The organism is Salinibacterium sp., from assembly GCF_031364185.1.
In the GTDB taxonomy this organism is placed as follows: Bacteria; Actinomycetota; Actinomycetes; order Actinomycetales; family Microbacteriaceae; genus Rhodoglobus.
The window spans coordinates 17,855-40,780 of sequence record NZ_JANLVV010000396.1 but is presented as its reverse complement, the minus strand read 5'-3'; the positions used below and the strand labels follow the sequence as shown (position 1 = coordinate 40,780).

General features: G+C 61.3%; 18 protein-coding genes and 1 pseudogene. 6 read left to right on the top strand and 13 right to left on the bottom strand.

Annotation, left to right across the window (positions count from 1 at the left end; genetic code table 11):
• The coding region (gene pgl / locus RMN95_RS17035; RefSeq protein ID WP_309618091.1) for a 6-phosphogluconolactonase at window positions 1–576 on the top strand (576 nt) is incomplete at its 5' end.
• Window positions 577–600: 24 nt separating this feature from the next.
• Here pgl and RMN95_RS17030 read toward each other — a convergent pair.
• From RMN95_RS17030 to coaE, 12 genes are all read right to left on the bottom strand, one after another.
• Window positions 601–963 carry an RNA polymerase-binding protein RbpA gene (locus RMN95_RS17030; RefSeq protein ID WP_309618090.1) on the bottom strand — a complete coding sequence of 121 codons (363 nt, stop codon included), beginning with the start codon at window positions 961–963 and terminating at the stop codon, window positions 601–603.
• A gap of 170 nt (window positions 964–1,133) precedes the next feature.
• The gene (gene secG, locus RMN95_RS17025; protein ID WP_309618089.1) at window positions 1,134–1,382 is read right to left on the bottom strand and encodes a preprotein translocase subunit SecG; all 249 of its coding nucleotides are present in this window, start codon (window positions 1,380–1,382) and stop codon (window positions 1,134–1,136) included.
• Between the two features lie 99 nt (window positions 1,383–1,481).
• Window positions 1,482–2,279, bottom strand: coding sequence for a triose-phosphate isomerase (gene tpiA / locus RMN95_RS17020; protein ID WP_309618088.1), 798 nt, complete (start codon window positions 2,277–2,279; stop codon window positions 1,482–1,484).
• Entirely contained in the window at window positions 2,267–3,484 is a 1,218-nt protein-coding gene (locus RMN95_RS17015) for a phosphoglycerate kinase (RefSeq protein WP_309618087.1), read from the bottom strand. The genes tpiA and RMN95_RS17015 overlap by 13 nt, the downstream gene beginning before the upstream one ends.
• Before the next feature lie 16 nt (window positions 3,485–3,500).
• Window positions 3,501–4,508: a type I glyceraldehyde-3-phosphate dehydrogenase gene (gap, locus tag RMN95_RS17010; RefSeq protein WP_309618086.1), complete on the bottom strand. Its 1,008-nt coding sequence runs from the start codon at window positions 4,506–4,508 to the stop codon at window positions 3,501–3,503.
• A 98-nt stretch (window positions 4,509–4,606) separates the two neighbouring features.
• Window positions 4,607–5,233 (bottom strand): superoxide dismutase, encoded by a 627-nt coding sequence (locus tag RMN95_RS17005; protein ID WP_309618085.1) that lies wholly within the window; start codon window positions 5,231–5,233, stop codon window positions 4,607–4,609.
• Between the two features lie 160 nt (window positions 5,234–5,393).
• Window positions 5,394–6,371, bottom strand: coding sequence for a DNA-binding protein WhiA (whiA, locus tag RMN95_RS17000; RefSeq protein ID WP_309618084.1), 978 nt, complete (start codon window positions 6,369–6,371; stop codon window positions 5,394–5,396).
• A 48-nt stretch (window positions 6,372–6,419) separates the two neighbouring features.
• Window positions 6,420–7,295 carry an RNase adapter RapZ gene (gene rapZ, locus RMN95_RS16995; protein ID WP_309618083.1) on the bottom strand — a complete coding sequence of 292 codons (876 nt, stop codon included), beginning with the start codon at window positions 7,293–7,295 and terminating at the stop codon, window positions 6,420–6,422.
• A gap of 26 nt (window positions 7,296–7,321) precedes the next feature.
• Window positions 7,322–9,205 carry an excinuclease ABC subunit UvrC gene (gene uvrC, locus RMN95_RS16990; RefSeq protein WP_309618082.1) on the bottom strand — a complete coding sequence of 628 codons (1,884 nt, stop codon included), beginning with the start codon at window positions 9,203–9,205 and terminating at the stop codon, window positions 7,322–7,324.
• A 25-nt stretch (window positions 9,206–9,230) separates the two neighbouring features.
• Window positions 9,231–12,113, bottom strand: a complete 2,883-nt coding sequence (uvrA, locus tag RMN95_RS16985; RefSeq protein ID WP_309618093.1) for an excinuclease ABC subunit UvrA — start codon at window positions 12,111–12,113, stop codon at window positions 9,231–9,233.
• Window positions 12,114–12,202: 89 nt separating this feature from the next.
• Complete coding sequence (uvrB, locus tag RMN95_RS16980) at window positions 12,203–14,275, bottom strand: excinuclease ABC subunit UvrB (protein WP_309618081.1); 2,073 nt, start codon at window positions 14,273–14,275, stop codon at window positions 12,203–12,205.
• A gap of 31 nt (window positions 14,276–14,306) precedes the next feature.
• A complete protein-coding gene (gene coaE, locus RMN95_RS16975) occupies window positions 14,307–14,924 on the bottom strand; it encodes a dephospho-CoA kinase (protein WP_309618080.1) in 618 nt (205 codons plus the stop codon).
• A gap of 125 nt (window positions 14,925–15,049) precedes the next feature.
• On the opposite strand from coaE, the gene RMN95_RS16970 reads away from it, so the two are divergent.
• Window positions 15,050–15,652 carry a DUF4126 domain-containing protein gene (locus RMN95_RS16970; RefSeq protein ID WP_309618079.1) on the top strand — a complete coding sequence of 201 codons (603 nt, stop codon included), beginning with the start codon at window positions 15,050–15,052 and terminating at the stop codon, window positions 15,650–15,652.
• Between the two features lie 56 nt (window positions 15,653–15,708).
• On the opposite strand, the pseudogene rpsA reads toward RMN95_RS16970, so the two are convergent.
• Window positions 15,709–17,172, bottom strand: a pseudogene (gene rpsA, locus RMN95_RS16965) (30S ribosomal protein S1).
• A gap of 297 nt (window positions 17,173–17,469) precedes the next feature.
• On the opposite strand from rpsA, the gene RMN95_RS16960 reads away from it, so the two are divergent.
• Genes RMN95_RS16960 through RMN95_RS16945 form a run of 4 tightly spaced genes read left to right on the top strand, consistent with a single transcriptional unit; the run spans window position 17,470 to window position 22,896 of the window.
• Complete coding sequence (locus RMN95_RS16960) at window positions 17,470–18,345, top strand: hypothetical protein (RefSeq protein ID WP_309618078.1); 876 nt, start codon at window positions 17,470–17,472, stop codon at window positions 18,343–18,345.
• On the top strand, window positions 18,345–19,052 hold the full coding sequence (locus RMN95_RS16955) for an ABC transporter ATP-binding protein (RefSeq protein WP_309618077.1): 708 nt from the start codon (window positions 18,345–18,347) through the stop codon (window positions 19,050–19,052). Before RMN95_RS16960 ends, RMN95_RS16955 begins: the two co-directional genes overlap by 1 nt.
• Window positions 19,049–19,783, top strand: coding sequence for an ABC transporter ATP-binding protein (locus tag RMN95_RS16950; RefSeq protein WP_309618076.1), 735 nt, complete (start codon window positions 19,049–19,051; stop codon window positions 19,781–19,783). Before RMN95_RS16955 ends, RMN95_RS16950 begins: the two co-directional genes overlap by 4 nt.
• The gene (locus tag RMN95_RS16945; RefSeq protein ID WP_309618075.1) at window positions 19,780–22,896 is read left to right on the top strand and encodes an ABC transporter permease; all 3,117 of its coding nucleotides are present in this window, start codon (window positions 19,780–19,782) and stop codon (window positions 22,894–22,896) included. Before RMN95_RS16950 ends, RMN95_RS16945 begins: the two co-directional genes overlap by 4 nt.
• The last annotated feature ends 30 nt before the right edge of the window (window positions 22,897–22,926 follow it).

Here is a 22,926-nt window from a genome sequence, read left to right as displayed (position 1 = left end):
TGGCTGCCTGCGGGCGACCCTGATCGCAACGAAACCCAGGCGCGAGCGGCCCTGCTCGACCACGTGGCACTCGACCCGGCGCGGGTACACGCCTTTGCTGCATCCGACAGTGGCCTTGACCTTGATGCTGCTTCGGATGCCTATGCGAATGAGATCATCGCGCACAGCCCAGCGAATGCCTCCATGCCGCACTTTGACATCACCTTCCTGGGCATGGGCCCCGACGGGCACGTCGCGTCACTTTTCCCTGAGCGAGGCGGGATTCGCGAACGTGATAAGGCCGTCATCTCGGTACGCACATCGCCAAAGCCACCCCCGGAACGGCTCAGCATGACTCTCGTCGCGATTAACTCATCCGCTCGGGTCTGGCTTGTTGTCGCCGGGGCGGACAAAGCCTCGGCGCTGGGCCTGACCCTCGCTGGCGCCAGCGTCAATGAGGTGCCAGCGGCCGGTGTAGAGGGCCGGCGCAAGACGCTCTTCTTCGTCGATGCGGACGCTGCGGCGCACGTGCCGGAGAATCTGATTACGCCGGGCCAGTTCTGGACGGGTGCCGATGACACCGATCTCGAGTTCTAGGCCCCGCACACCATTACGCCGCCGCTAGTTCGCGACGGTGCCGCGACGTGCTCGTAACTGCGTCAGAGCCTCTTCGAGAAGCTGTGCGGCTTCCTCTTCACTTCGGCGTTCCTTGACATAGGCCAAATGGGTCTTGTACGGCTCGAGTTTGGTGACCGACGGTGGATTCTCTTTGTCGCGACCGGCGGGAAGCCCAGTAGACGGCGAGTCGATCGTTTCGGGGATTTCTTCCTCAGGAAGGTTTGCCGCAAAGTTGCGAACTGTCTCGTTACCCATCTCGTCCCAGTACGACACCTGCATGCGGTCGGCGTGAAATCCACGATCCTGTTCGCCCATGGGCCCCGCGCCAACACGAGAACCTCGAATTGCACTTCCGCCTGATGCCACGATGCCCCTAAGTTCGATCTGCTGTTGTGATGGTACTGGCTGTTGTGATGGTACTTGTTATTGCGAAGACAGGTGGTGTTTCGAAGATACTGGGCCTTGCACGGATACCGCGCCTTGTAGGGCTAACGGACTGGGTGGGGATACTGCTCCGGAGAGAGATTTTGAAGGGCCTAGGCGCCATCGAATTTGGTAATAAGTCCCAACACGACAATGCAACTGATCCAGATCACACCGAGGATGACGGTGATGCGATTGAGGTTCCGCTCGGCAACACCAGATGCACCCAGATTGGAGGTCACTCCGCCGCCGAACATGTCGGACAGCCCACCACCCCTGCCACGATGCAGCAAAATAAGCAACGTCAGCAGCAGGCTGGTGAGCCCGAGCACCACCTGCAGCACTACCTGAAGAATTTCCACGACGATTACCTTTCGAAAGCCTCGACTACTCTAACCGACAACGTGAGATTGTCGGTGTCGGCGATACGCCCTGTTCGGCGCTGTGTGAACCTCGCCGACTCAGGTTCCGACGTGCTTCTGGAAGCGCGCAATACTGGCGAACTCGGTGACATCGAGGCTTGCACCACCAACCAGGGCGCCGTCAACATTGGGCTGGCGCATAAAGCCTGCGATATTGCTCGACTTTACGGATCCGCCATAAAGGATGCGCGTGGCGTCGGCTGTCTCCTCGCCCAGCAACTCGGCCACCGTGGCGCGCAACGTCGCCGCCACCTGCTCGGCCTGATCGGGAGTTGCGGCCTGGCCGGAGCCGATGGCCCACACAGGTTCGTAGGCGATAACGAAATTCGGAGTTCCGGTGACCCCGGCCAACGTAGCTCGCAATTGCGCCACCGGCACGGCGCTTGGACCATGAACTTCGAGATCGTCCGCGGTTTCTCCGACGCAGAGCACCGGCACGAGCCCGTGCTTTACGGCCGAAGAGAATTTGCGAGCCAACTGCTGGTCGGTTTCCCCATGCAACGTGCGTCGCTCGGAGTGCCCGATGAGAACATAGGTGCAGTCGAGCCCCTTGAGGAACGCGCCCGAAATCTCGCCAGTGTAAGCACCGGCTTCGTGCTCAGACAGATCCTGGCCGCCAAAGACGATGTCAAGCTTATCCGCGGCGATGAGATTCTGGACCGAACGCAGGTCGGTGAACGGCGGGAACACCGCTACCTCCGAACCAGCAGCACCGTAGTCGTGCCGTGCATCTTTCAATGTCCAGTCGAGTTTTTGCACTGTGGCGATGGCCTGGAGGTGATCCAGATTCATCTTCCAATTCCCTGCGATGAGCGGGATACGACTCACTTGTGCCATCCGAGGACCTCCAGGCCGGGAAGCGACTTTCCCTCGAGAAACTCGAGACTTGCGCCGCCGCCAGTTGAAATGTGACCAAATTGGTCGTCGTTGAAGCCGAGCGCGCGAACCGCTGCTGCAGAATCTCCACCACCCACGACTCCGAAGCCGTCGAAGGTTGAGAGCGCCGAGGCCACGGCGAGGGTTCCCGCCGCGAATGGCGCAAGCTCGAACACGCCCATCGGCCCATTCCAGAAGACCGTTTTTGACTCCATGATCAACTCGCTGAATCGCGCGGCGGTGTCTGGGCCAATGTCGAGACCGAGACCGGATGCTCCGAACGCCGTATCTTCGATCGAACCGGCGGCCACCACTACGTGCTCTGCGTTGGCAGCAAACTTCGATGCGACCACGATATCGGTGGGAAGTACGATATCCACACCCAGCCTCTCGGCCTCGGCGAGGTAGCCCTTCACCGCATCTATCTGGTCGGCCTCGAGCAGGCTCGCCCCCACCCTGTGTCCGAGTGCAGCGAGGAACGTGAACAGCATACCGCCGCCAATGAGAAGCCTGTCTACCTTGGACAACAGTGCGCCGATGACGGCAAGTTTGTCTGAGACCTTGGATCCCCCGAGCACGACCGTGTAAGGCTTCTCCGGGGTGACGGTCAATCGCTCCAGCACATCAAGTTCCTGCTGGATGAGCAGCCCGGCAGCGCTGGGCAGTGCCTTCGCCAGTTCATAGACGCTTGCCTGCTTTCGGTGGACGACGCCGAAGCCGTCAGACACAAAGGCATCACCGAATGCCGCGAGCTTTGCGGCGAATGTTGTGCGCGCCACCGTGTCTTTGCTCGTTTCGTCGGGGTTGAAACGCAGATTCTCCAATAGCGCGATACCGCCATCACCCAGCCGAGCTGCGGACTCGCTGGCGGAGGAGCCGATGGTGTCTGACGCAAACACCACGGGCATCGCCAGCAACTCACCCAGCCTCCGAGCAACGGGCGCAAGGCTGTATCGCGCGTCAGGCTCGCCGTCCGGTCGCCCGAGATGCGACACCACGATGACTCGCGCGCCAGCCTGAATCAGCCTCATGAGGGTGGGGAGAGACGCACGGATGCGTCCGTCGTCGGCGATGACTCCATCGTTGAGTGGAACGTTCAGGTCGCAGCGGACGACGACCCTCTTACCTTTAAGCTCGCCGAGAGACTCAAGGGTGCGTAGCGACATCCGGACCCTCTGCGGCTTAGAGGCTGGCGCCGACGTACTCGGTCACATCGACGAGGCGGTTTGAGTAGCCCCACTCGTTGTCGTACCACGATGCGATCTTCACCTGGTCACCGATGACCTTGGTGAGGCCGGCATCAAAGATCGAGGAATGCGGGTCGCCTACGATGTCGCTCGACACGATCTCGTCTTCGGTGTACTTCAGGATGCCCTTCAGGGGCCCCTCAGCGGCCGCCTTATACGCGGCGTTGACCTCCTCGACAGTGACCGGGCGCGATGCAGTCACCGTGAGGTCGGTGATCGACCCAGTGATGACAGGCACACGCAGGGCGTAGCCGTCAAGCTTGCCCAGGAGCTCCGGGATGACGAGGCCGAGAGCCTTAGCAGCACCAGTCGACGTCGGGATGATGTTGGCCGCAGCAGCGCGGGCGCGACGCAGGTCGCTATGCGGTCCATCCTGAAGATTCTGGTCTGCGGTGTAGGCGTGGACCGTGGTCATGAGTCCGCGCTCGATGCCAAAGTTTTCCAGGAAAACCTTCGCTAGCGGGGCCAGGCAATTCGTGGTGCATGACGCATTTGAGATGATGTCGTGGATGGCCGCGTCGTAGGTCTGCTCGTTGACTCCGAGGACGATGGTCGCGACATCCGAGCCCGATGCTGGGGCAGAAACGATGACCTTTTTTGCACCAGCCGTAATGTGCTTACGAGCATCGTCAGACTTCGTGAAGCGACCGGTGGACTCAATGACGATATCGACGCCAAGTTCACCCCATGGCAGAGCCGCCGGGTCACGCTCTGCCAGGACCTTGATCGGCGTGCCATTGACAATAATGGTGTCGCCATCGACCTCGACCGTTGCGTCGAGGCGACCGCCCACGGTGTCGTACTTGAGCAGGTGTGCGAGCGCTGCGGGATTGTCGAGGTCATTGACGGCCACTATTTCGAGGTCGCTTCCCGTGGCGAGAGCCGCGCGGAAGAAATTACGACCGATGCGGCCGAATCCATTGATGCCAATCTTGACGGTCACTTGTACTCCAGTTGCTCAGGCGCCGAAGGACGCTTCGTGCTTCAGGTGGTGGTGGGGAAGAGGAATGGCCGGGCTCTTAGAGCCCGGCCACGACGCCGCTATGACAGTAGCAGCAGCCCATTGGTCTTGGCGCGCGCGACGTCGAAACGCTGCTGGACATTTGCCCAATTGGCAATATTCCAGAACGCCGTGACATAGTCGGCGCGAACATTTTTGTAATCGAGGTAGTACGCATGCTCCCAGACATCCAGCATCAGCAGGGGAACGATGCCTGCCGGGAGATTTCCCTGCTGGTCGAAAAACTGCACGATGATGAGGTTCTCACCGATCGAATCCCAGGCGAGAACCGCCCAACCCGAGCCCTGCACTCCGAGCGCGGTCGCGGTGAAGTGAGCGGTGAACTTGTCGAACGAGCCGAAATTATCGTCGATGGCACTGGCGAGGTCGCCGCTGGGCTTATCACCGCCATCCGGCGAAAGGTTGGTCCAGAAGATCGAGTGATTGATGTGCCCGCCGAGGTTGAACGACAGGTCTTTCTCGAGTTTATTCACGTTGGCGAGATCACCAGCGTCACGAGCAGCCGCAAGCCCGGCGAGAGCCGCATTCGCGCCTGTCACGTATGCCTGGTGGTGCTTGCCGTGATGAAGCTCCATGATCGCTCCGCTAATGCTCGGAGCAAGCGCCGAGTAGTCATACGGGAGCTCGGGAAGAGTGTATTCAGCCATCATTTCTCCTAGCTAATCGACCCCGGAAAACGATTCGTAGTCGTGTTGGGGTGGCGTTTCCAGTGTACTCACCACAACCGGTGCAGCCGGAAGATGCTTCCCGGCCCACCGATAAGTCGACCGCTCATGGAACGGCACACTCACAGGATTGGTCACCGATCTATTCATCCAGGTCGGGCGGCAGGTTGGCATCAGTTCCGGGAATTCCGAGATCGGACGCTCGCTTATCCGCCATGGCGAGGAGGCGACGGATTCGCCCGGCCACCGCATCCTTTGTCATCGGAGGGTCGGCGTGATGACCCAACTCATCCAGGCTTGAATCGCGGAATCTCAGCCGAAGCTGCCCCGCGTACTGTAGATGGAACGGTACGTCCTCACCGATAATCTCAAGGGCCCTCTCAACCCGCGCGCACGCGGCAACCGCGGCCTGCGCGGAACGACGCAAATTGGCATCATCGAAATTCACCAGCCGGTTGGCGGTCGCGCGAACCTCGCGACGTTGTCGCAGCTCGTTCCAGCTCTCGACGCTCCTCTCGGCACCCATCAGAATCAGCATCGCGCTGATCGCCTCACCGTCTCGAACCACGACCCTGTGCACACCCCGCACCTCGCGCGCCTTGGCCGAGATCTTCAATCTGCCTGCAGCGCCGACCAGAGCCATCGCCGCCTCATTACCTGGGCAGGTTACCTCGAGTGCTGCCGACCGACCTGGGTCAGTGAGGCTGCCCGCGGCGAGGAACGCGCCACGCCAAACGGCCGCCAATTCCTCACGGCTTCCCGTCGTGAGCCGGTTGGGAAGTCCGCGAATAGGCCTTCGTCTCGCATCCAACAGGCCAGTCTGGCGTGCGAGAGTCTCGCCGCCCTCAAGCACCCTTATCAGGTAGTGACTTGTGCGTCTCGTGCCGGACGCAGACACCACGGACGCATCGGAGCGGACGCCATAGAGTTCCGCGATATCTTTACGCACCCGTCTCGCAAGCTGCTCGGTCTCAAGTTCAGACTCGACCGCAATGCGGCCCGAGATCACATGAAGACCGCCGGAAAATCGCAGGATGGTCGCAAGCTCTGCCGCCCGTACTGTTGTCTTTCCAGAATTAATGCTCGTCAGTTCTTCTTTGACGTCGGCAGTCAGTGCCACAGGGCTCTCCTTCATTCATAGGCGATGGCGCTGCACGCCACCGCCGGGTCACTCGCGGCCGAGGTCGCGATGTTTGATGCTGACGACAACGCCGGGGAGTGTGCGCAGCGCTGCTGCCAGCTCCCCCGCGATCGCGACGGAACGGTGTTTGCCGCCCGTGCAGCCGATGGCGATCGTGGCGTGTCTTTTGTTCTCGCGCTGGAATCCGGCGAATACCGGCTCCATCGCCTTTGAATAATCGCTGACGAACTGTGCCGCACCCTCCTGGGAAAGCACATAGTCTCGCACGGCCGCATCCTGGCCGTTGAGTGGCTTCAGTTCTGGAATCCAGAAGGGGTTGGGCAGGAATCTGCAGTCGGCAACCATGTCTGCGTCCGCTGGCAGGCCGTATTTATAGCCGAAACTTTCGACCGTGATTCTCAGCCCGGCGGCGTCTGCTGCCGAGAACTTTTCGGCAATCGCACTCGCCAGTTGGTGGACGTTCAGCTCTGACGTGTCAATGATTAGGTCACTAGTGGAGCGGATTTCCGCCATCCGGGCACGCTCCGCGGCGATTCCGTCAAGGGGCGTTCCATCGCCCTGCAGGGGATGGGGGCGCCGAACCTGCTCGAAACGACGAACCAGGGCCGCGTCGGTGGCGTCGAGAAACAACACCTGCATCACAATGCTGTCACGGAGGGACTCGATCGCCTCCTGCACGTCGGAAAATAGCCTGCCACCACGCACGTCCACCACGGCGGCTATGCGCGGAAGTGACTCACCGGCGCGTTGTGCCAGTTCTACGAGTGGCGTCAGCATCTGGGGCGGCAGGTTGTCGACGACATACCAGCCAAGGTCCTCCAGGGCATTGGCGACAGTGGAACGACCGGCGCCGGACATACCGGTGACGATCAACATCTCCTGGTGGTCAAGCTCGGCCGGCATCGTGGGTCAAGACTACCGGCAGCGCGTCACTGTCGCAGCCGCTCCACGATGGTTGACGCCAGGACAGGGCCAATGCCTTTCACTTCGCCGACATCGCCGGTATTGGCGTTCCTAAGTCGGGATACCGACCCGAAGTGCTTGAGAAGTTCACGCACGCGCGAGGGACCGAGACCGGGAATGTCCGTGAGAACGGAGTGGATGTCGTTCCTGCGCTTCTGGCGCTGGTAGCTGATCGCGAACCGGTGGGCCTCATCGCGAATCCGCTGAATGAGGAACAGAGCGTCGCTGTTGCGTGGCAGGATCACCGGGAAGTCTGAGCCTGGCAGCCAGATCTCCTCAAGCCGTTTAGCGATGCCACACAACTGGATGCCCGAGACACCGGCATCGTCCAGCGCACGCTGTGCCGCTGCCACCTGCGGCTGGCCGCCATCGACAATGAGCAGCTGCGGTGGATACGCAAATTTCTTTCGCCGGGTTTCGACGCCATCCGCGTCATCCAACGCCTCGTCGGCCGGGCTGGACTCAGGCTCCCGAAGGTAGGCGAGCCGCCGCGAGAGTGTTTGGTAGATCGACTCGGTATCGTCCGTCGACTCCGGAATGCTGAAGCGACGGTACTGGTCCTTGCGCGGGAGTCCGTCTTCGAACACCACCATGGACGCGACGATGTTGGTGCCGCTCAGGTGCGATACGTCGTAGCACTCCATGCGAAGCGGGGCATCCTTCATCGAGAGCGCGTCCTGGATGTCAGCGAGGGCCTGCGATCTCGCGACGAAATCGCCGCTGCGCCGCGTCTTGTAGAGAATGAGAGCATTCTGCGCATTCTGGGTCACGGTCTGCGCCAGGGTTGCCTTATCGCCGCGCCTGGCCACCGCCACCTTGACGCGCGCGCCGGGACCACGTAGCTCCCCCAGCCAGCGCTCCAGCGCTCCAACGTCATCCGGAGTCGCGGGCACGAACACGTCCCGGGGAGGCACGGTATCTTCATATGCATTCTGCAAAACGGATTCGACCAGATCAGGCAGGTCAACATCGAGCTCTTTGTCGACGACCCACCCCCTCACACCCCGGATGCGGCCGCCGCGCACGATGAATTGCTGGACGGCGGCAGCGAGTTCATCGTGGGCAATGCCGAATAAGTCGGCATCGACTCCATCGTCGAGTACGACCGCATTCTTTGCCAGTGCCGTCTCCATGGCGGCGATCTGGTCACGAAACCGCGCGGCAGACTCGTAGTCCAGGGCGGCGGAGGCATCTCTCATCCGCTTCGTAATGGTGGTCAGGTACCGGGAGTCGTTGCCTCCCATGAAGCTGGCAAAGTCGAGAGCTATCGACTTGTGTTCTTCGAGCGTGACCCGGCCAACGCAGGGCGCCGCGCACTTGCCGATGTCGCCGAGCAGGCATGGTCGCCCGGTCTGCTGGGCCCGCTTATATGTCGACTCGGAGCAACTGCGCATCGGGAAGGCTTTCAGCATGATGTCGACGGTCTCGCGGATCGCCCAGGCGCGGCTGTACGGGCCGAAATAACGCGCGTTGGGAATGGTGCGGTTGCGAGTGACCAGCACCCGCGGCACGGCGTCTCCGAGGGTGATCGCAAGATACGGATACGACTTGTCATCCTTGTACTGCACATTGAAGGGTGGGTCGAACTCTTTGATCCACGTGAACTCCAGTTGGAGCGCTTCAAAGTCATTGCTGACGACGGTCCATTCGACGGATGACGCGGTCAACACCATCCGGCGAGTACGTTCATGCAACGAGGCCAGCGGCGCAAAATAATTACTGAGCCGCGACCTCAGATTCTTCGCCTTGCCGACGTACAACACGCGGGACGAGGAATCCCTGAACCTGTAGACCCCGGGCTGCTGCGGGATCTCACCGGCGCGAGGGCGCCAGTGCACCGTGGGAGCCATGGTCAACGCTCAGTCCGCGCCGGGACTAAGCACGGCTGCCTTCCAAGGTCTCTTTCAGGAATACGCCCGTGTGGCTGCCCTCCACCCGTGCCAACTGCTCGGGAGTGCCGATCGACAGCACTTCGCCGCCCCCGGCGCCGCCCTCCGGCCCGAGGTCGATCAGCCAGTCCGCTGATTTGATGACGTCGAGATTGTGTTCAATGACGATGACCGTATTGCCCTTATCGACCAGCCCGTTGAGCACCATCAGCAGCTTGCGTACATCCTCAAAATGAAGCCCGGTCGTGGGTTCGTCGAGTACATAGATGCTGCGACCCATCGACCTGCGCTGCAGTTCGGTAGCCAACTTGACCCGCTGCGCCTCGCCACCAGACAGGGTGGTCGCGCTCTGTCCAAGTCGCACATACCCCAGCCCGACCTCTTCGAGAGTCTTCAGGTAGCGGTGAATCGACGAGATTGCCTCGAAGAATTCGGCCGCCTCACTGATCGGCATGTCCAGCACTTCAGCAATGTTCTTATTTTTGTACTTCACTGCGAGTGTTTCGCGGTTGTACCTTGCTCCCCCGCACACCTCGCACGCGACGTAGACATCCGGGAGAAAGTTCATCTCGATCTTGATCGTGCCGTCACCCGAGCAGTTCTCGCAGCGGCCACCCTTGACGTTGAAGCTGAACCGACCGGGTAAGTAGCCGCGGGCCTTTGCGTCGGCCGTCTCGGAGAACAGCGTGCGGATCTTGTCGAACACCCCGGTGTAGGTTGCCGGGTTCGATCGGGGCGTTCGACCGATCGGTGCCTGGTCCACATGAACGACCTTGTCGAGGTTGTCCAGCCCGGTTACGCGAGTGTGCTTGCCTGCCATCTGACGAGCGCCATTCAACTGATTGGCCAGCACCTTGTACAGGATGTCGTTGACCAGGCTCGACTTGCCTGACCCGCTGACTCCGGTCACCGCGGTAAACACTCCCAGCGGGAAGCCCACGGTCACATTCCTGAGATTGTTGGCTCTCGCACCCTCGACGATGACCTGGCGGGACTTATCTATCTTCCTGCGCTTCTTTGGCGTTTCGATGGACCTGCGCCCGGCGAGGTAGTCGCCGGTGATCGATCGGCGGTTGGCCAGCAGCCCCTCATACGAGCCTGAATGCACAACCTCGCCGCCGTGTTCCCCGGCCCCTGGGCCGATATCGACGATCCAGTCCGCCGTCCTGATGGTGTCTTCGTCGTGCTCGACCACGATCAGGGTATTACCGAGGTTCTTGAGCTTGACAAGAGTCTCGATCAGGCGACGGTTGTCACGCTGGTGCAGGCCGATGCTTGGTTCGTCAAGCACATAGAGCACCCCGGTGAGTCCCGAGCCGATCTGAGTTGCCAGCCGGATGCGCTGGGCCTCACCACCGCTCAGGGTGGCCGCCGCACGCATGAGATTGAGGTAACTCAGCCCCACTTCGATCAGGAACTCGAGGCGCAATCGAATCTCACGCAGCACCTGCGCGGCAATCTTTGCATCGCGTGCCGACAGCTCCAGGTTCTTCATGAATTCATAGGCATTCAGCAGGCTAAGGTCGCAGATATCGGAAATGCTCGAGCCGTCGACGGTGACGGCCAGGACTTCGGGCTTCAGTCGCTTGCCGTCGCAGACCGGGCACGGGACCTCGCGCAGATAGTCAGCGACCCGCTGTCGTTGGGTGTCGGTCTCAGCCTCGATGTATTTGCGCTCCATATACGGGATGACACCCTCGAAGCCCGTCGAATACTTCATCTCGCGACCGAAGCGGTTCTTCCACCGGACGGTCACCTCGAAGTTGTTGCCTCGAAGGATCGCCTCGCGTACCTCTTCTGACAGTTCACCCCAGGGGGTTTTCAGAGAGAAATCGAGATCCTGTGACAGGCCCACCAGTAGCTTCTCGAAATAGTTGAACAGTCCCTTGCCCGCACTGGTCCACGGGAGGATTGCCCCTTCGGCAAGACTGACGGTGTCACCGGCAATCAGTAGCTCCGAGTCAACCGACATCCGGGTTCCGAGCCCCGAACACTCAGGGCAGGCGCCAAAGGGTGCATTGAACGAAAAGGTGCGCGGTTCAATTTCGGTAAGTTGCAGGGGGTGGTTGTTGGGGCACGAGAGCTTTTCAGAGAAGGTACGCCACGCGGCATCCCCCTCACGATCGACGTAGTTGATCGACACCACACCGTCGGTGAGACGGAGCGCGGTCTCGAGAGAGTCTGTGAGTCGCGTCAGGATATCGTCACCGGCTACAAGTCGGTCGACGACGACTGAGATGTCGTGCTTGTACTGTTTCTTCAGCTTGGGCGGATCGCTGAGTTGAATCTGCTCCCCATCAACGAGCGCTCGCGAGTAACCGCTGGTAGCAAGCTCGGCAAACAGATCGACGAATTCCCCCTTCTTCTGCGAAATGACCGGGCTGACAATCTGATAGCGGGTGCCGGTGTCGAGGGTCATGAGCTGGTCAGCGATCTGCTGCACACTCTGGCGCGAGATGAGTTCGCCACACACCGGGCAGTGCGGGACGCCGATTCTCGCCCACAGCAGACGCATGTAGTCATAGATCTCGGTGATTGTGCCCACCGTCGACCTCGGGTTGCGGTTAGTCGATTTCTGATCGATGGATACCGCGGGGCTGAGCCCCTCGATGAAGTCAACGTCAGGTCGGTCGACCTGGCCCAGGAACTGCCGCGCGTAGGCCGAAAGGGACTCGACGTACCGCCGCTGCCCCTCCGCGAAAATGGTGTCGAAAGCGAGACTCGACTTGCCTGAACCGGAGAGGCCGGTGAAGACCACGAGCGAATCGCGAGGAATTTCAAGGTCCACATTTCGCAGATTGTGAACTCGGGCACCGCGGACCGTCAGTGTGCCGTTCGGCGCAGTCTTCGACTCGATTGCATCGAGCATGGAGCTCTCGTCCAGCTCTTCGATTTCAGTAATTGACACTCTCTACATTCTACGGATAAGGCCGACATTGGTCGGGGCTTGACGCCCACCTAACGGAGGTGGCCGGCCTGCTCCATCTGGCGAAGTTCCTTCTTGAGATCCTGTACCTCGTCGCGCAGCCGACCGGCGAGCTCGAACTTCAGCTCGCCTGCCGCCTGCAGCATCTGCTCGTTGAGATCGAAGATAATTTTCTCGAGGTCGTTGCCCCCAGCGGCCGCAAGACCTTCGCGCTTGAGGTTGGGAGTAGGCGCGCGTTTGCGGCTTGAGTCGGACTTGCCCGCGAGCACCGCGGCGGTGTCCCCCGCCTCGCGCATGATCTGGTCAGTGATATCGGCGATCTTCTTGCGGAGGGGTTGTGGATCGATGCCGCGCTCGAGGTTGTAGGCGATCTGCTTATCACGGCGTCGCGTTGTTTCATCGATGGCCTTGGCCATGGAATCCGTCATCACGTCGGCGTACATGTGCACCTCGCCCGAAACGTTACGTGCGGCCCGCCCGATGGTCTGAATCAACGAGGTTCCCGACCGCAGGAACCCTTCCTTATCCGCATCGAGGATCGCGACAAGCGAGACCTCGGGCAGGTCGAGGCCCTCACGCAGCAGGTTGATGCCGACAAGCACGTCGTACACGCCCTGGCGCAGTTCGGTGAGCAACTCGACGCGGCGTAGGGTATCGACATCGGAGTGCAGGTACCGGACGCGCACTCCGTGCTCGCCCAGGAATTCGGTGAGTTCTTCCGCCATCTTTTTCGTCAGCGTGGTGACCAGCACTCGCTCGTTCTTCTCCACCCGGATGCGGATCTGCTCAAGCAGGTCGTCGATCTGCCCCTTGGACGGCTTTACGAGGATCTGAGGGTCGACCAGCCCGGTGGGACGGATCACCTGCTCGACAACGGAATCAGTGATGCCCATCTCATACTTCCCCGGGGTCGCGGAGAGGTAGACCTTCTGCCCCACCCGGTTGAGGAACTCCTCCCACTTAAGAGGTCGGTTATCCATGGCGCTCGGCAGGCGAAAGCCGTGCTCAACCAGGGTGCGTTTGCGCGAGGCATCCCCCTCATACATGGCACCGATCTGCGGGACTGTCACGTGCGATTCGTCGATCACCACGAGAAAGTCTTCGGCGAAATAGTCGAGCAGGCAGTGTGGTGCCTCGCCAGGCTGGCGCCCGTCCATGTGGCGGGAGTAGTTTTCAATGCCGTTGCAGAACCCGATTTGCTCCATCATCTCGATGTCGAAGGTCGTGCGCATGCGGAGCCGCTGTGCTTCGAGGAGTTTGCCCTGGCGCTCGAACTCCTGCAGGCGCTCGGCGAGCTCCTCCTGGATGGTCACAATGGCGCGCTGGATGGTCGCCGGGCTCGCGGCGTAATGGGTTCCCGGGAAGACGGAAACCGCATCCATCGTTCTCACCACATCCCCGGTTAGGGGATGCAGTGCGTAGATGGCCTCGATCTCGTTGCCGAACATCTCGATTCGAATGGCCAATTCTTCGTAGACGGGGATGATCTCGATGGTGTCGCCGCGAACTCGGAACGTGCCGCGGGAGAAGTCGTAGTCATTGCGCTGGTACTGCATCGACACGAAGCGCCGGATGAGGGTTTCGCGATCTATTTTCTGCCCAACCTGAAGGGCCACCATGGCCTCGAGGTACGACTCGGCGGCGCCGAGGCCGTAGATGCACGAGACGGTGGACACCACCACCACGTCGCGGCGACTCAGAAGGGAATTCGTCGTGGAATGGCGAAGTCGCTCGACCTCGGCGTTGATCGAAGAATCCTTCTCGATGAACGTATCGGTCTGCGGGATGTACGCCTCGGGCTGGTAATAGTCGTAGTACGACACAAAATACTCGACGGCATTATTCGGCATGAGGTCGCGAAATTCATTGGCGAGCTGCGCCGCGAGCGTCTTATTGTGAGAAAGCACGAGCGTGGGACGCTGGACCTGTTCGATCAGCCATGCCGTCGTCGCCGACTTGCCCGTGCCGGTAGCGCCAAGCAAAACAACATCCGTCTCGCCCGCATTGATACGCTGAGCCAACTCGGCAATGGCCTGAGGCTGGTCACCGCTCGGGATGTACTCGCTGATGACCTCGAATGGCCGTACCGAGCGCGTGGGTTCCATAGTGAAAGTCTAGGCACGGCCACTGACATCGTCAGGGGTGTTTGCTGTGGGCGAAAGCGTGGGCGCGCACCCACACGGCATCAGCCTGGGCCACGGTTTGCTCCAGCGTCCCTTCGCTGTCTATCACCACATCCGCAATGGCCAGCCGGTCAGCGTCGCTCGCCTGTGAGCCAATTCTCTGGGAGGCCTCCGCCGGGGTCATTCCGCGCAATTCCACCATGCGAGCTACACGCGTTGCCGTGCTCGCCTGCACGACCACTACCAGGTCGAACTCGGCTGCCCGGCTGCCCTCTGCCAGTAGAGGCACGTCGTACACAACTACGGCCCGGGGGTTAAAAGTCGCGGCCGCCGCGAAGCGTTCCCGCGAGGTGGCCCACACCGCAGGGTGTGTGATCGCGTTGAGCGCCGCGCGCTGGGCGGGGTCGGTGAAGATGATGGCCCCGAGTCCAGCGCGGTCGAGGGCGCCATCCCGAAGAATCACCCCTGCGCCGAAATGCTGGACGATGGCGGCGAGTGCGGGCGTGCCCGGCTCGACCACCTCACGCGCTACCTGGTCGGCATCCACCACTATCGCACCGCGTTCGGCCAGCCGCCTCGCAACCACGGATTTACCGGACGCGATGCCCCCGGTCAGCGCTATCAGGTACACGCGCCCATGCTAGCGGTGACGGCGGCTCGGCTGCTGCTAGCGTCTGTGCTGTGGCGCGTCTGCGGTGATGGTGGCCTGTGGTGCTGGCGTCTGTGCTGTAAGGAACGTGTGGAAAGAAGGCGGGCATGTTTGAGATCCTGACGGGCACCGGCCTCGCCGTAGCAGCCGGGCTGAATGCTTACATTCCTCTGCTCACCCTGGGTCTCGCTGGGCGATTCCTGGATTTCGTGGAACTTCCACCCGCGTGGTCATGGCTTTCCAACGAGTGGGTACTCGGCATCCTCGGCGTGCTGTTGGTGATCGAGATCATTGCGGACAAGATTCCCGTGGTCGACTCGGTGAATGACTGGATCCAGACGATGGTGAGACCGGCAGCCGGCGGCATTGCGTTCGGTACGGGGTCGACCTCGGCAACGGCAGTCGTGCAGGATCCAGCGTCAATCTTCAGCTCGAATGCCTGGGTGCCGATCGCAATCGGTATTGTGCTCGCACTGGCAACTCATGTCACAAAGATGGCGTCGAGACCGGCGATGAATGCCGCAACCTTTGGCGCTGCGGCGCCGGTAGTGAGCACTTTCGAAGACGTCAGCAGCGCTGTGCTCAGTGTATTGGCGCTCCTGTTGCCTGTGCTTGTGGTGGCGGCTCTGGCAGGACTAACCGTGGGATTCGTGATGCTGTTCCGACGGGCGAGGCACCGTCGGGCACAGCGCCGCGCGCTGTCGCTGTAGCTACGTAAACGAGAATGGCCGGTCTCCGAGGAGACCGGCCATTCTTCGCTATCCGATTACGAGTTGTTGCTCAACTTCTCACGAAGTGCAGCGAGTGCCTCATCATCGGCGAGAGTGCCGGCACCGGCAGGCACCTCATCGCTGGAGAATGAGGACGCCCCGGCCGGAACGCCAGTAGACGGCATGTCGACCTGCAGGGCGGCCGCGGCCACCTGCTTCTTGTGCTGCTCCCAGCGCTCCTGGGCCGCAGCGTAATCCTACTCCCACTTCTCTCGCTGGGTCTCGAAGCCCTCTTTCCATTCGTTGGTCTCCGGGTCGAAGCCGTCAGGGTACTTGTAGTTGCCCTGGTCGTCATACTCGGTGAGCATTCCGTAGAGCGCCGGGTCGAACTCGGTGCCGTCGGGGTCGACGCCGTCGTTGGCCTGCTTGAGTGAGAGTGAGATGCGGCGACGTTCGAGGTCGATGTCGATGACCTTGACAAAGACCTCATCATTGACCGACACGACCTGCTCGGCAAGCTCGACGTGTTTACCCGACAATTCGGAAATGTGCACCAGACCCTCTATGCCCTCGGCGACACGAACGAATGCGCCGAAGGGAACCAGCTTGGTGACCTTTCCGGGCGCAACCTGCCCGATTGCGTGCGTGCGAGCGAATACCTGCCACGGGTCTTCCTGGGTGGCCTTGAGCGACAGCGAGACGCGCTCGCGCTCGAGGTCGACCTCGAGGATCTCGACGGTGACCTCCTGACCAACCTCGACGACCTCTGAGGCGTGCTCGATGTGCTTCCACGACAGCTCGGAAACGTGAACGAGTCCGTCCACGCCGCCAAGATCGACGAACGCACCGAAGTTGACGATCGAGGAGACGACGCCCTTGCGAACCTGGCCCTTGGCGAGGTTGTTGAGGAACGTTGTGCGGCTCTCGCTCTGAGTCTGCTCAAGGAGCGCACGACGTGAGAGCACAACGTTGTTGCGGTTCTTGTCGAGCTCGAGGATCTTGGCTTCGATCTCTTGACCGAGATACGGCGTGAGGTCGCGGACGCGACGCAACTCGATGAGCGACGCCGGCAGGAATCCGCGAAGACCGATGTCGACGATGAGGCCACCTTTGACAACCTCGATGACCGAACCGGTCACGACTCCGTCGGCTTCCTTGATTTTCTCAACATCGCCCCATGCGCGCTCGTACTGTGCGCGCTTCTTGGACAGGATAAGGCGACCCTCTTTGTCCTCTTTCTGGAGAACGAGTGCCTCGACCGTGTCACCAACCTGAACGACCTCGGTCGGGTCTACATCGTGCTTGATGGAAAGTTCGCGGGAGGGGATGACACCCTCGGTCTTATAACCGACGTCGAGGAGGACCTCGTCACGATCGATTTTGACGACGGTACCCTCGATGAGGTCTCCGTCGTTGAAAAACTTCAGGGTCTTTTCGACCGCGGCGAGAAAGTCTTCAGCAGATCCGATGTCATTAATGGCGACCTGCTTGGGTGCCTTGTCGGTCGTTACGATTGTCATGTAGTAGTTGCTCCGGTATGGACATGCCTGGAACAGGCACAGCTAGGCCGCTGGCTGGTGGATCACAGTGGTGTCGCCAACGGCAGGCGAATAGTTAGTCACGATTGCGACGCCTTAGCTTACCGCCTGATTTCGGCGAAGGCCAGCCACGGTATCCACCGGCCCCCACCAGCCCCCGCTGCTGGTCCATGCGGCAAGAGTCGAGCCAGCTGAGGGACAGTTCAGGCCCTGTTCAGAGACCCTCTCGTACTGTGCTGCCCAGGGCCGCCGGGATTCGGTCCGGATGAGGAGACGTTCATGACGTGGTCAACATCACGGCGACTGACCGTGCTCCCGTTGATGGGGTTTGGTCTGCTTGGCGCACTTCTTATTGGGTGCACGGGGTCGGCAGGCCCCACGCCCAAGCAGTCATTTGCCAAGACCGCTTTTATCGCCTCGAATTTTGTCGACCCCAGGCTCGGCGCCAACGAGTGGCTGCCGCTTATTCCAGGGATGCAGTGGGTCCGAGAGGGAACCACACTCATCGGCAATCGTGAGGTGCCACACAAGGTCGTGACGACCGTCACCGACGTTATTCGGGAGATTCAGGGCGTGAAGACCGTTTTGGTACACGATCAGTCGACCGGGGCTGGACAGGTGGTACAGCAGTCGCTCGACTACCTCGCTCAAGACAAGGACAGCAACATCTGGGTGCTCGGGGTTGCCACCGAGCAATATGAAGCAGGGCGCTTCATCGCAGTGGATGAAGCCTGGCTGTCTGGCGTGGATGGCGCACGGGGCGGCATTCTGATGCCAACTAACCCGACGACCGGGACGCCACCCTGGCAAATTGCTCGACCGCCAGGCGCGAACGGCGATGCCGCCGAATTCTTGAGAACTCAACCGCAAGAATGCGTTCCCTTCGCTTGCTTCGATAACGTGCTGGTCATTCGGGAAGGCAAGGCCGGTGCGCTTGACAACGAATTCAAGTACTTCGCTCTCGGCGTCGGACAGATTCGAAACGAGCCACGATCGGCAAGCCGTCACGAAGACATCGAGTTTCTGATCAATGTCACCATGCTCAGCCCCGAGGGGCTCGGCGAAGCGAGCGCTGAGGCGCTGCGCATCGACGCTCAGGCTGCCGCTGAGTATCCAGTCCTCTTTGGTGACGTACAAGCGAGCAGGCTGCCGTGATGTCGCAGATCAATGACTCTTCATCGCAGTTCCGTGGCGCTGTGGTGAGCATGCACGGCGTCTCGAAGACCTATCGCAACCCCAACGACCCAACACGGGTTCTGGAGGAGCTCGACCTCGAACTGCAACGCGGTGAGATCACCTGCCTTGTCGGTCCCTCCGGTTGCGGCAAGTCGACAGTCATCTCGCTCATTGCCGGGCTCCTTCTTCCTGACTCGGGCCGGGTGTTCTTCGATGGGCGTGACACCGGGTGGATGTCCGACACGCAGCGCGCTGAGCTGCGTGCCACGAGGATCGGAATCGTGCTTCAGTCCGGCAACCTCGTACCCTTCCTCACGGCCGCCGAGAACGTCGCGCTCGCCATTCGCCTCGCGACACGCGAGCCGTCGACCGCGAGTGTAAACGCTTTGCTCGAGCAGTTCGGACTCGCGGATCGCGCGGATCATCTGCCGCGCCGCCTTTCTGGTGGTGAGGCCCAGCGAGTCGCGGTGGCGGTGGCCCTGGCGAACACACCAGACCTGCTCCTGGCCGACGAGGCCGTCGGCCAACTGGACGGGACGAACGCGCGTCTCATCCTTGGCGTACTGGAGCGCGCCTGTCGTGAGCGTGGACTCGCCGTACTCCTGGTCACACACAGTGACGACGTTGCCGCACGGGGATCGCGCATCGTCCGCTTGACTGGCGGACGAATCGAGGATGCAGCATGACCGTCAGCACCAGTCTCTCGGTCCACGCGAGTTCCCGTACGACTCTGGGCGCGCGAATCTCGATCGATGCTCTGAGCATGGAGTACGCGACATCTACCGGTCGAATTCGAGCCCTTGACGGCGTGACGTTAGCGATCGGGCGCGCGAGCAGCGTTGCGATCGTCGGGCCCAGTGGATCCGGCAAATCGACACTGCTCGGCATCATTGGTGGGCTTGAACTGCCCACCGGCGGAGAGGTTCGGGTCAACGACGACGTCATCTCCGCTTTGCCGGATGCGCAGCGAGCGGCACTGCGCCGACGGATGTTCGGCTTTGTGTTCCAGTCAGACAACCTGCAGCCCTTCCTCACCGTCACCGAAAATGTTGGACTGCAGGCGGTGTTGGCCGGTGTGTCCGATGAACCAGCCCACATTCACTCTCTGCTCGAACAACTCGATGTAGCCGTTCTGGCGCGCCGCTTCCCGGATCAACTCTCCGGAGGGCAGCGGCAACGCGTTGCCATAGCGCGGGCACTCATTCATGGCCCCGGGGTTCTGTTAGCCGACGAGCCAACCGGTTCGCTCGATGGCGCCAGCGCGGATCGAGTTGTCGAGCTGCTGCTGCAGGTTCAACGGCTGAGCCGAACGACGCTGGTGGTCGTGACACACGACCGTTCAGTGGCCGAGCGCATGGACGTCATGGTCGAAATGGATAACGGCCGGGTCTCGGATTCGAAGGAGGCGCGCTCATGACGCTTCTCGGCTACGTACTGAGGGATCTGTTCCGTAACCCTCGGCGGACCCTCACATCGTTTGTGGGCGTTATCGTCGGCGTTGGCTTGTTCTCGGCCGTGTTGTTCTTCATCGACGGTTCCGGCGCGTCGTTGACGAGGCGGGCACTGGCGCCGCTGACACTCGATTCACAACTGGTGTTGACGGCTCCCCTCGGCGGCGGGCTGCGTTTCGAGCAGGCTCTGGCCGCCGACGCGCTCGAGTCGGGAGGCAAGACCCTTGTGACGCTGACTGTCACCAATGACGGACTCGCGCCGGCACACGAAGTCGTTATCCGGGACCATCCGAGTGACCCGACAACATACCTACCGGGTTCGACTTCTCTTGACGGAGCTGAGGTCAAGGATGTCGAGAGTGGCCCGCCGTTCTATCAGGGAAAGGCGGGTATTGGCCTGAACATCGGCACTGTCGAGCCAGGGGCCAGTCACCGTGTCACGTATCTTCTCCGTGCGGCGAGTCCGATTCCGGTGACGGCCAACCTGCCGGTAAACGCGACAGTCTCCGCACGCGAGGCTCGCACTCCCGCGCCCGCGAACGCACCCCCTGCGACATCGCTGCGTGATCTCACTGACCGAGTGGCGGGCATTCCGGGTGTTAGAGCCGCAAACCCACTCGTGCTGGTGGAGATGGATCCGGGCACACTCAGTGCCAACGGAGTGACTGTCCCGGGCCCGGTGAAGCTTTTCGCCTTCGACTCACGGTATCAGGCCAACTATCCGAGCATCACCATGCTCTCCGGCGGGTTCGAGGCAGGCAGCGTGCTGGTCAGCGCCGAGACCGCACGGGCTCTCACGGTCAGCGTGGGCGATAGCATCACCATTACCCTGCCCGGGGCGCGGCCGCTAGTCGCGAAAGTCAGCGGAATCACGGATCTGTCGATCGCTAAACCCCTCTTCGAGAGTCGAGAATCGAGCCGCCTCGAAAAGTTCGTATACGTTCCGTTCACCGTGGTGGTCGACCATGAGATGTACCGCGCCGACGTGGAGCCCGCGTTCGAGGGGGCAGCGGCAGCGCGTGATTCCAGGATCTACAGTCTCCCGCTTGAGGAGGTCGATATCCTGCTCGATCGATCCGTGTTGAACGCGGACCCAGCCACCGGCGGAACACAGACCCGCCTCATTGCGGCCGGCATCCAGGGGTTCACTGCCGATCAGGCCTACCTCATTGACAACATCTCCAACGCACTGCTGGTCGCCGAAGGCGACGCAGACATCGCCAAGCGACTGTTCGTCTTCCTTGGGCTGCCGGGAGCAATCCTCGCGGCCGTCCTTACCGCCTACGCCGGGAACCTGCTCGCGGAGGCACAGCGTCGCGAGAACGCACTGCTCCGCGTTCGCGGGGCGGGCATGCGCCACCTGCTGCACCTACTCGTCCTGCGTACGATCGCGATTGCGGGGATCGGCTCCCTGATGGGGATGGCGCTGGGATTCGTCACCGTGGTCGTCTTGCTCGGGAGCTCCATCGTATTCGAGGCATCCCCCAGTGCCCTGGTGCAATCCGCGGCGATTGGAGCGGGCGGCGGCATGCTGGTGACTGCGCTCGCCCTGTATGTGCCGGGAAGGCGCCTGATTGGCACCGAGATCACCCAGGAACTCGCCACCGTGTCGCGCCGAGCCATCCCGGGCTGGCGGCGCTTTCATCTCGACGTTGTGGTGCTGGTGATCGCGTTCGTGGCGCAGCTTATCGCCCTGCAGCTCGGCGCGTTCGATGCGCCCGCCGGCTCCGTCTACGCGGGACAGTCGGTGTCGTTGCCATTGCAGCTTTTAATTCCGCCGATCCTTGCCTGGCTTGCGGGCACGCTGCTCATCGCTCGGGTGCTCTACGCACTAACAGAACGCGCGGCGTCACGTCACACTGCGCCACGATTCGGGTCACTGCTGCCGGGCGTGTTGTGGCGCAGCATCACCCGTAGGCTTGCCGCGCTCACCGGCGGCGTCGTCACCCTGGCGCTGGTGGTCGGCCTCGGCACTATGCTCGCGAGTTTTGCCACTGTCTACGACAAGGCACAGGTCACGGATGCTCGGTTCCTGGTCGGCTCCGACATCCGGCTCACCCCGAATCCCACCAATCCGACTGAGCATCCGACAACACTGACCTCTGAACTCACAGTCGACGGCGTCAGCGGTGCAACAGCAGTGGTGTACTCCCTTGAGAATGCGGTGCTCACCAGCGAATTCAATGAGGACGTCGCGACCCTCGCTGCAATCGACCCCGCCACGTATCGCGGTGTGGCCGCGCTCCAGGACTCGCTGTTCATGGATGGCTCGTCCAGCAGAATGATCTCGTTATTGGAAAAGCGCCCGGACGGGGTGTTTGTCAACACCGCCCTGGCCCAGGGCCTGAAGCTGAGTGTGGGCGACAGGGCTGAACTGCTGCTGGCTCGCGATACAGATCAGCAGACCCGCAGACCCGTTGTGGTGCTCGGCCTGCTCACACTCTTTCCCGGCGCCCCAACGGGAACCGACATCGTCGCAAATCTGGGGTTCTACGAGCGTGAGACCGGCCTTAAGGAAGCCGATTATTACCTGCTGCACACCGCAGATCGAAGCAGCGCGGGACTCGAACGAGCACTGCAGTCGCTGTCCGGAATTCAGGGATTCCATGAGCGATTCGACGTCAACACCACCGTGGAAGCGGTGAACAAAGACCAATCCAGTCTGACGGCACTCAATGTGCGTGGCCTCCTTCAGATCGACTCGCTCTTTACCTTCCTCATGGCAGCAACCGCCACGGCAATGTTCGTATTCGGCTTGCTCATGCAACGCCGTCGCGAATATGTGACGATGCGTGCACAGGGTATGCATGCCCGCGAGATCCGCTGGCTCGTGCTGGCAGAATCGGGCATCTCGACGATCCTCGGCACGGTGATCGGTCTCATCATTGGCATTGGCATGGCATCGCAGTTCGTCTACGTGCTCAGACCGATCTTCACTCTTGCCCCGCCGCTCGACATACCCTTCGGTGAACTCGCGCTACTGGTCGCACTCGTGCTGGGAGCTACCGCCCTGTCATCGGTCGTCGCGGCTATTCTGATCGGCCGGATGAAGCCGACCGAACTGCTCAGAGATGAGTAACCCTGGCTCGCACCGCCACGGAAACCAAAA

Bases quoted from the DNA above. Each gene is read 5' to 3' on its own strand.
- RMN95_RS16945 (WP_309618075.1), top strand. From the start codon at position 19,780: ATGACGCTTCTCGGCTACGTACTGAGGGATCTGTTCCGTAACCCTCGG.
- RMN95_RS16970 (WP_309618079.1), top strand. From the start codon at position 15,050: ATGTTTGAGATCCTGACGGGCACCGGCCTCGCCGTAGCAGCCGGGCTG.
- RMN95_RS16960 (WP_309618078.1), top strand. From the start codon at position 17,470: ATGACGTGGTCAACATCACGGCGACTGACCGTGCTCCCGTTGATGGGG.
- uvrC (WP_309618082.1), bottom strand. From the start codon at position 9,205: ATGGCTCCCACGGTGCACTGGCGCCCTCGCGCCGGTGAGATCCCGCAG.
- RMN95_RS16955 (WP_309618077.1), top strand. From the start codon at position 18,345: ATGTCGCAGATCAATGACTCTTCATCGCAGTTCCGTGGCGCTGTGGTG.
- RMN95_RS16950 (WP_309618076.1), top strand. From the start codon at position 19,049: ATGACCGTCAGCACCAGTCTCTCGGTCCACGCGAGTTCCCGTACGACT.
- RMN95_RS17015 (WP_309618087.1), bottom strand. From the start codon at position 3,484: ATGTCGCTACGCACCCTTGAGTCTCTCGGCGAGCTTAAAGGTAAGAGG.
- tpiA (WP_309618088.1), bottom strand. From the start codon at position 2,279: ATGGCACAAGTGAGTCGTATCCCGCTCATCGCAGGGAATTGGAAGATG.
- RMN95_RS17005 (WP_309618085.1), bottom strand. From the start codon at position 5,233: ATGGCTGAATACACTCTTCCCGAGCTCCCGTATGACTACTCGGCGCTT.
- uvrA (WP_309618093.1), bottom strand. From the start codon at position 12,113: ATGCTCGATGCAATCGAGTCGAAGACTGCGCCGAACGGCACACTGACG.
- uvrB (WP_309618081.1), bottom strand. From the start codon at position 14,275: ATGGAACCCACGCGCTCGGTACGGCCATTCGAGGTCATCAGCGAGTAC.
- rapZ (WP_309618083.1), bottom strand. From the start codon at position 7,295: ATGCCGGCCGAGCTTGACCACCAGGAGATGTTGATCGTCACCGGTATG.